At 64.6% G+C, this 8,099-nt stretch carries 8 protein-coding genes and 1 pseudogene; 7 read left to right on the forward strand and 2 right to left on the reverse strand.

Features of this window, described 5'->3' with window-relative positions:
- The first annotated feature begins 48 nt into the window (after positions 1-48).
- A complete protein-coding gene (locus tag I5M_RS16910) occupies positions 49-585 on the forward strand; it encodes a transposase (RefSeq protein WP_031336737.1) in 537 nt (178 codons plus the stop codon).
- A gap of 6 nt (positions 586-591) precedes the next feature.
- Here the strand turns inward: I5M_RS16910 and I5M_RS16915 are convergent, their stop codons facing one another.
- Positions 592-1,698: an IS110 family transposase gene (locus I5M_RS16915; RefSeq protein ID WP_244431945.1), complete on the reverse strand. Its 1,107-nt coding sequence runs from the start codon at positions 1,696-1,698 to the stop codon at positions 592-594.
- Between the two features lie 215 nt (positions 1,699-1,913).
- Between I5M_RS16915 and I5M_RS16920 the strand changes: the two genes are divergently transcribed.
- Entirely contained in the window at positions 1,914-2,624 is a 711-nt protein-coding gene (locus I5M_RS16920; protein ID WP_022722473.1) for a Crp/Fnr family transcriptional regulator, read from the forward strand.
- Here the strand turns inward: I5M_RS16920 and I5M_RS16925 are convergent.
- Positions 2,576-2,827, reverse strand: coding sequence for a DUF1858 domain-containing protein (locus I5M_RS16925; RefSeq protein ID WP_022722474.1), 252 nt, complete (start codon positions 2,825-2,827; stop codon positions 2,576-2,578). The two genes, I5M_RS16920 and I5M_RS16925, sit on opposite strands and share 49 nt — an antisense overlap.
- A gap of 218 nt (positions 2,828-3,045) precedes the next feature.
- Between I5M_RS16925 and nirK the strand changes: the two genes are divergently transcribed.
- The 5 genes and pseudogenes from nirK to I5M_RS16950 form a co-directional block, all read left to right on the forward strand.
- Positions 3,046-4,152, forward strand: coding sequence for a copper-containing nitrite reductase (nirK, locus tag I5M_RS16930; protein ID WP_022722475.1), 1,107 nt, complete (start codon positions 3,046-3,048; stop codon positions 4,150-4,152).
- Positions 4,153-4,301: 149 nt separating this feature from the next.
- Entirely contained in the window at positions 4,302-5,174 is an 873-nt protein-coding gene (locus tag I5M_RS16935) for an SUMF1/EgtB/PvdO family nonheme iron enzyme (protein ID WP_022722476.1), read from the forward strand.
- A gap of 141 nt (positions 5,175-5,315) precedes the next feature.
- The gene (locus I5M_RS16940; protein WP_031336740.1) at positions 5,316-6,860 is read left to right on the forward strand and encodes a thymidine phosphorylase family protein; all 1,545 of its coding nucleotides are present in this window, start codon (positions 5,316-5,318) and stop codon (positions 6,858-6,860) included.
- Positions 6,857-7,771 carry a ribose-phosphate pyrophosphokinase gene (locus I5M_RS16945; RefSeq protein WP_022722478.1) on the forward strand — a complete coding sequence of 305 codons (915 nt, stop codon included), beginning with the start codon at positions 6,857-6,859 and terminating at the stop codon, positions 7,769-7,771. The genes I5M_RS16940 and I5M_RS16945 overlap by 4 nt, the downstream gene beginning before the upstream one ends.
- Positions 7,768-8,091, forward strand: a pseudogene (locus I5M_RS16950) (MBL fold metallo-hydrolase); the annotation flags it as partial. The gene I5M_RS16945 and the pseudogene I5M_RS16950, both read left to right, overlap by 4 nt.
- Positions 8,092-8,099: the final 8 nt, after the last annotated feature.

Raw genomic sequence — 8,099 nt, forward strand, 5'->3', positions numbered from 1 at the left:
TGCCGAGTGGCGGATGACGCCTTCGCTTATCCGCCCTACGGTGATCGGATGCCGAATTATCGTCGCGCACGGGTTGCGGGAGGCTGCTGGTTCTTCACCGTCAACCTGCACGATCGTCGTCGCCGACTGCTGATTGATCACATCGAGCTTCTGCGTCAAGCAATCCGCACGACGCGGGAGGCACGTCCATTTCACATCGACGCCATGGTCGTACTACCCGACCATCTTCATGCCGTTTGGACGCTGCCTGAGCGCGACGCTGACTTCTCGTCCCGATGGCGGGCGATCAAGAAGCATTTTACCAAGGCGCTGCCATTCACCGAGCCGCTTGATCCAGTCAGGCAAGCACGCCGCGAGCGAGGTGTCTGGCAACGCCGTTTCTGGGAGCACCTGATCCGCGACGACGAGGACTATGCGCGGCACATCGACTATTGCAACATCAACCCGGTGAAACATGGGCTGGTGACAAGAGTTCAGGACTGGCCTTACTCATCGTTCCATCGCGACGTTAGAGCCGGCATCTATCCAATCGACTGGGCGGGGGATCGAGTGGAGACAGGGACATTCGGGGAGCGAGAGCCGTAGCAACCATTAAAGCGCGATAGGGTTTTCCACCCATGGGGAGCCGCGCTGGACGACGGTGTTGGCGTAGATGAGAAGCTTGCGAGCACAGGCGACGAGGACGTAGTTGTGTGCATGGCCTCGAGCTCTGTGATGGGCGTAAAAAGCGCACAGGGCCTTGTTCCAGCGGAAGGAGGCCGGCAGCGCTGCGGCGAACAGCGAGCGCCGTAAGCGGGCTCGGCCGCCGCCGATATGGCGCTCTCCCTTGTGCTTGCCGCTTTCATCGTCGAACGGCGCCAGGCCGGCGAGAGCCGCGGCCTTTTCTCGGCTGATTTGGCCGAGTTCGGGCATGCGGATGATCAGTGCCAGTGCCGTCCGCTCACCGATGCCGGGGACGCTGAGCACGAGATCGAGACGCTGCGCCAGATCGGCATGTTGGCGCAATTGGCCGGCAATTCTTGCGAGCTCGGCGAGCCGTCGCGCCTTCAGCCGATCGATGTCACCCAGGACCAGCCGCCGCCGCCGTGGCTCGTCGATATGTTCGAGCCGGGTCTTGAGCCGGGCGATGTCTTCTTCGATCTGCTCGACGAACGTCAGGTGATCCGCCAGATCCGTCAGTCTTTCGTCCGCTTCGATCGACCGAGGCTCCAGCAGCGCCGTGCAGGCAGCGATCAGCACGGCATCCAGGGCGTCGTTCTTGGCGCGACGTAGATGCAACCGGGCGAAGTTCTTGACCTGGATCGGCTGCAGCACCAGGACGACGAAGCCTTCGGCCCGCAAATGCCTGACCACGCCGCGTTCGTAGCCGCCAGTGGCTTCGATACCAACTTTGGTGACGCCGGCCTCGGTCAGATCGACGGCCAATCGCCGCCATCCCGCCGCAGCATTCGCAACCCGCCATCGCTGCTCTCGGCCATGAACGGCTACGTCGAGCTTATCCTTGGCCGTATCGATGCCGGCCGTCCCTGTGTTAGTCTTCGTCATCTTCGTCGACCCCTGCCTTGTGAAGCGAACCAACTTGTTCCGGCAACCATCCGGGTCCGATGAAGGTGCTGGCGCGATCAAGCTACGGGGCAGCCAAGAGCGGCTCAGGGCGGATACGATCCGATCGCCAGCCGCTCTGCCGCGGATGGCCATCCGCGGCAGAGCATTCCTTTCGGAACACCCGACGATAATCGATTTCGCTATTACAAGGGCGGATAAGCCGAAGGCGTCATCCGCCGAGGCGCTGCACGGCGGATGACGCTTCGCTTATCCGCCCTACATGCCACACATACCGGCTGCTTGACCGATATCAAGCGCAATCGAACAATCCTGGTTCAATTGGCATCTCTGTTCCACCCGAGCTCCCCATGGCGACTATCGACATCTCACTCGTGGCCAAGCTGCCGCTGTTCGCCGGCTTCGATGCCGACGAACTCGACGGCATTCTGCAGGAGGCGCGGTCGATCCGGGTGGCGAAGAACACGGCCGTGTTCGAGCAGGGCGAAGAGGCGCATTCCTTCTTCGTGCTGCTGCACGGCCATGTCCGCGCCAGCAAGGTGACGCCGACGGGCGAGCAGATCGTGGTGCGCTACGTCGCTCCCGGCGAGACGCTGGGCGTTGCGATGGCGATCGGGCTGGCTCGCTATCCGGCCACAGCGACCGCGGTCGACGACTCGATCGTGCTGGCGTGGCTGTCCGCGGCGTGGCCGCGGCTGGTCGAGCGCTATCCGGCGCTCGCGACCAATACGCTACGCACCGTCGGCACGCGGCTGCAGGAAACCCACACCCGCGTGGTCGAAATGTCGACCCAGCAGGTCGAGCAGCGGATTGCCCATGCGCTGCTGCGGCTCGCCAAGCAGGCCGGCCGCAAGGTCGAGAGCGGCGTCGCCATCGATTTTCCGATCAGCCGCCAGGACATCGCGCAGATGACCGGGACGACGCTGCATACGGTCAGCCGCCTGCTCAGCGGCTGGGAGCAGAAGGGGCTGATCGAGAGCGGCCGGCAGAAGATCATCCTGCGCGAGCCGCATCAGCTCGTGGTGCTGGCCGAGCAGGCGCCGGACGACACCAGCTCCTGATCGCTCCCGCGCGCGGCGGCCTCGCGGAGCGCCGTCAGGAACGGCGCCTCGGCGATACCGTGTTCACGGCAGGTGTCCTCGAGCGTGTGGAAAGATGCGATCGCGCAGCCGACGCAGCCGAGCCGAAAATCCAGAAACACCCGGATCGTCGCCGGATAGTCGCGCATCACGTCCTCGACCAGCACATAACGGTCAATCGGCATCGGATTCTCCTCGAGCCGAAAAGGTGATCGCGCAGACCCGATCGATCTTTGTCGCATGACAAGCTCACGAACGTTTTTGCCGGCCTGGGACTGTTCCGCTCCGGAAAATCCCGGAGGAGGTATTCAGCCTGGAACTTGTGCTGGGACAAATTCGATTTCGGCGCTGCGATCATGGTGGCGGCAACTTCAAGCCAACCACCACCGTAGGACTAATCACCATGATGACCCGCAGAGAAACGCTCCTCGGCGCCGCCCTCACCTCCCTGGTGCTCACTGCGCCGGCGTTCGCCGCTGCTGCCGACGACATCGGCAAGCTGCCGCGGCAGAAGATCGACCTGGTCGCTCCGCCGTTCGTGCACGCGCATCAGCAAGCCACCAAGGAAGGCCCCAAGGTCATCGAATTCAAGATGGTGATCCAGGAAAAGGAAGTCGTGATCGACGACGACGGCACCAAGTTTCAGGCCATGACTTTCAACGGCTCGATGCCGGGCCCGCTGATGGTGGTTCACCAGAACGACTACGTCGAGCTGACGCTGGTCAATCCGGCCAGCAACACAATGCCGCACAATATCGACTTCCACGCCTCGACCGGCGCGCTCGGCGGCGGCGCGCTGACGCTGATCAACCCCGGCGAACAGGTGGTGCTGCGGTTCAAAGCCGACCGCACCGGCGTCTTCGTCTATCACTGCGCTCCGGGCGGCAACATGATCCCCTGGCACGTCGTCTCCGGCATGAACGGCGCCATCATGGTGCTGCCGCGCGAAGGCCTGAAGGATCGTGACGGCAAACCGCTGCACTACGACCGCGTCTACTACATCGGCGAACAGGACATGTATGTGCCGAAGGACGAAAGCGGCAAATACAAGACCTACGGCTCGCCGGCCGAATCCTACACAGACACGGTCGAGGTGATGCGCAAGCTGATCCCGACGCACGAAGTGTTCAACGGCCGTGTCGGCGCCCTCACCGGCAAGAACGCGATGACCGCGAAGGTCGGCGAGACCGTGCTGATCGTGCATTCGCAGGCCAACCGCGACACCCGCCCGCATCTGATCGGCGGCCACGGCGATTACGTCTGGGAGACGGGCAAGTTCTCCAACCCGCCGGAGACCAATCTCGAGACTTGGTTCATCCGCGGAGGTTCGGCGGGGGCTGCGCTCTACACCTTCAAGCAGCCCGGCGTCTACGCCTACGTCAACCACAACCTGATCGAAGCAGTCGAACTCGGCGCCACCGCGCACTTCAAGGTCGACGGCACCTGGAACGACGACCTGATGAAGCAAGTCAGCGCCCCGGGCCCGATCCCGAACGCGCCGTCGAACTAAGCACCCCCTCTCCTCCGTCATTGCGAGGAGGCGAAGCCGACGAAGCAATCCAGCTCCGTGCACCTAGCTAGATTGCTTCGCTACGCTCGCAATGACGGGGTGAGGTCATTTCCGAACGAGTAACATCCCTCCGAACCTCCTGAACTCCCATGCTGCTCGCCCTCAAACTCAAAATCGCCGTCGCCGCCCTCGCCGGGTTCGCCACGCCTTTGGCAGTCGCACCGCTGGTGATCGATCGCGGCGGCGACCGGGCGCTGGATGCGCAGCAGGCGATCGTCGAGATCGCGCCGGGCGCGATCAGCTATCGGCTGTCGGGCGAATTCACCCGCGGCGGCCGGCAGGTCGAGGCCCCGAAGGGGGCGCTGCGGTTCGATCGGCCGGTAGCCATCATGCTGCATCAGGTCAGCGCCGCCGACTATCAACTCTGCGTCGACGATGGCGCCTGCCGGGCGATGACGGCCGGCACCGCGATCCGTGCCGACCGGCCCGCCATCGAAGTATCATGGCACGACGCTTCGGCCTATGCGGAGTGGCTTTCGGCCAAGACCGGCGTCATCTATCGGCTACCGACCGACGCCGAATGGGCCTACGCGGCGGCGAGCCGGTTCAAGGACGATGGTCTGTCCACCGACAGCACCGATCCGTCGGTGCGCTGGATCGCGCGTTACGTACGCGAGTCCGAGATCGACCGCGCGGCGGCCGCACTGCGCGGCTTCGGCGGCTTTGGCGCCAACGAGCGCGGCCTGCTCGATCTCGCCGGCAACGTCTGGGAATGGACCTCGACATGCTTCGTCCGCACCGCGCTCGGCGATGACGGCCGCGCGCTGAACCACACCTCGAACTGCGGCGTGCGGATCGCCGAGGGCCAGCACCGCGCCTACGTCACCGACTTCATCCGCGACGCCAAGGCCGGCGGCTGTTCGGCAGGCCTGCCGCCGATCCATCTCGGCTTCCGCCTGGTACGCGAGCCGAATACGCCGATGGCTCTGCTGCGCAAGCAGTTCGCCCGCGCGGCCTCCTGAGCTGCGGCCCGAGGCCGCATCGGAGATTGACGCCGGTCAATCGGAGGAGCCGCGCAAGCTCCTAGCCTCCGGCTTCACGTCGGACGCGACACATTCGGCGTGCCAAGCGTCGGCGCCTCGCCGCCGCGGAGTCCCGCCGCCGTGACTACTCCCGATCTCACCCGCCCGCCGCTCACCATCCGCCGCATCAGCCTCGACACCGGCCGCGAAAACGTCGCGGTGATTTCGCGGCGGTCGCGGGCACTGCGGGCCGAAGTGTTTCGCGGCTTCAGCCGGGTCGAGCTGCGCATCAACGGCAAGGTGCTGCTGGCGACGCTGATGATCACCGACGACGATGCGGTGATCGGGCCGGACGAACTCGGCCTATCCGAACCGGCGTTTCGCCGCTTCGGCGAGCCGGTCGGCAGCGCGGTGACGGTGACGCCGGCGCGGTCCCCAGCCAGCCTCGACGCGGTCCGCGCCAAAATCCAGGGCCGCACGCTGAACGCGGCGGAGATCAACGCCATCGTCGATGATCTCGCGCACTTCCGCTACTCCGACATGGAGATCGCGGCGTTCCTGATCAGCTCGGCGCGCTTCACTTCGACAGAGGAACTTCTGGCGTTGGTCGGCGCCATGGCGTCGGTCGGCACGCAACTCAAATGGAAGAATCCGATCGTCGCCGACAAGCATTGCATCGGTGGCATTCCGGGTAACCGCACCACCATGGTGGTGGTGCCGATCGTCGCGGCGCACGGGCTGCTGATCCCCAAGACCTCGTCGCGCGCGATCACGTCGCCGGCCGGGACCGCAGATACGATGGAACTGCTGGCGCGGGTCGATCTCGATGTCGAACAGATGAAAGAGGTCGTCAACACCTGCGGCGGCTGTCTCGTCTGGGGCGGCCACGTCAATCTGTCGCCGGCCGACGACATTTTAATCTCGGTCGAGCGTCCGCTCAGCCTCGACACGCCCGAGCAGATGGTGGCCTCGATCATGTCGAAGAAGCTCGCTGCCGGTTCGACCCGGCTGCTGATCGACTTCCCTGTCGGGCCCAGTGCCAAGGTGGCGAACGCCGCCGAGGCGATGCGGCTGCGGAAACTGTTCGAATTCGTCGGCGATCACTACGGCATCGCGGTTGAAGTCGTCACCACCGACGGCCGCCAGCCGATCGGTCGCGGCATCGGCCCGGTTCTGGAAGCGCGCGACGTGATGGCGGTGCTCGGCAGCGAGCCGGGCGCGCCCGCCGATTTGCGCGAAAAGTCGCTGCGGCTCGCCGCGCATCTGCTCGAATACGATCCCAATTTGCGCGGCGGCACCGGCTATGCACGTGCCAAGGAGCTACTCGATAGCGGCGCGGCGCTGAAGAAAATGCAACAGATCATCGACGCGCAAGGGCCCTCACCTTGCCCATCGGAAATCGGCAGCCTCGCCGCCGACGTGCTGGCGCCGGCCGACGGTATCGTCAACGCCATCGACTGCCTGCGCATCAATCGCCTCGCCCGCAGCGCCGGCGCGCCGGTCGCCAAGGGCGCCGGCATCGATCTGTTCAAGAAGATCGGTGACCGCGTCGAACAGGGCGAGCCGATCTACCGGATCTTCGCCAGCGACCGCTCCGAATTCGATCTGGCGCTGGCTGCCGCGCAGGTGGAGTCGGGCTTTTCGATCAATCACCACACGCCTGTCGACGTGGAGCTGGTGTCGTGAGCGCAGCGCTGCATCATCTGGCGTCGGCCGCGGACGATGCCACCCGCCTCGCCGCGCGGCTCGGCGTGCCGGCGCACGAGATCAAGCAGCATCGTTTTCCCGACGGCGAGATCTCCGTCATGGTCGGACCGACGACCGCAACCGCGATCCTCTATGTGCCGCTGGATCAGCCGAACGACAAGCTGATCACCATCCTGTTGGCGGCAGAAGCGCTGCGCCGTGACGGCTGCACCCGGCTGGTGCTGCTGGCGCCCTATCTCTGCTACATGCGCCAGGACACGGCGTTTCATCCGGGCGAGGCGATCAGCCAGAAGGCGGTTGGAAATTTCCTCGCCTCGCTGGTTGACCGCGTCATCACCGTCGATGCTCATCTGCATCGCACCGCTACTCTGAGCGAGGTGTTTCCCGGCATCGTCGCCGACGATCTGTCGGCGATGCCGGCCATCGCCGCTGTGCTTCGCCGTGACAGTCTCGATCCCGACACCCTCATGGTCGGTCCCGACGCCGAGTCGCAGCAATGGGTGGATGCGCTGGCGAAGCTGATCGATCGACGCTCAACCGTCGCGCAAAAGATCCGCCGCGGTGATCGTTCTGTCGCGATCAGCTTCGACGATCCTTCGCTGATCGCCGGCCGCCCGACGCTGTTGGTCGACGACATCGTTTCCTCGGGCGGCACGCTGATCGCCTGTACGAAGGCGCTGCGCGCCGCCGGCGCGACATCTGTCGATGCCGTCATCACCCACGCGCTGTTTCCAAACTCCATGCTGAACGAACTGGCCTTCGCCGGTTTGCGGAGTATCCGCTCCACCCACACCGTCCCGCATTTCACCAACAGCATCGTGCTCGACGATCTGTTCGTCGAAGCACTCGCCGAAGAAGTCAAACAATCGCCCCAGGAGACCCACGCATGAGCGTTTCATTGCGGTTCTGCGGCGCCGCGCGCACCGTCACCGGCTCCTGCTATCTGTACGAGACTGAAGGCCGGCGCATACTGGTCGATTGCGGACTGTTCCAGGGTCAGAAAACGCTGAAGGAGCTGAACTACGGCGCCTTCCCATTCCGTCCTGCCGACATCGACGCGGTGCTGTTGACGCACGCGCATATCGACCATTGCGGGCTGCTGCCCAAGCTGGTGCGCGAAGGGTTCGACGGACCTATCTTCGCCACGCGCGGCACAATCGATCTGTGCTCCTACATGCTGCCGGACGCCGGCAGCATCCAGGAATCCGAAGGATAATG

The sequence above is a fragment of the Rhodopseudomonas sp. B29 genome (assembly GCF_000333455.1).
Lineage (GTDB): Bacteria > Pseudomonadota > Alphaproteobacteria > Rhizobiales > Xanthobacteraceae > Rhodopseudomonas.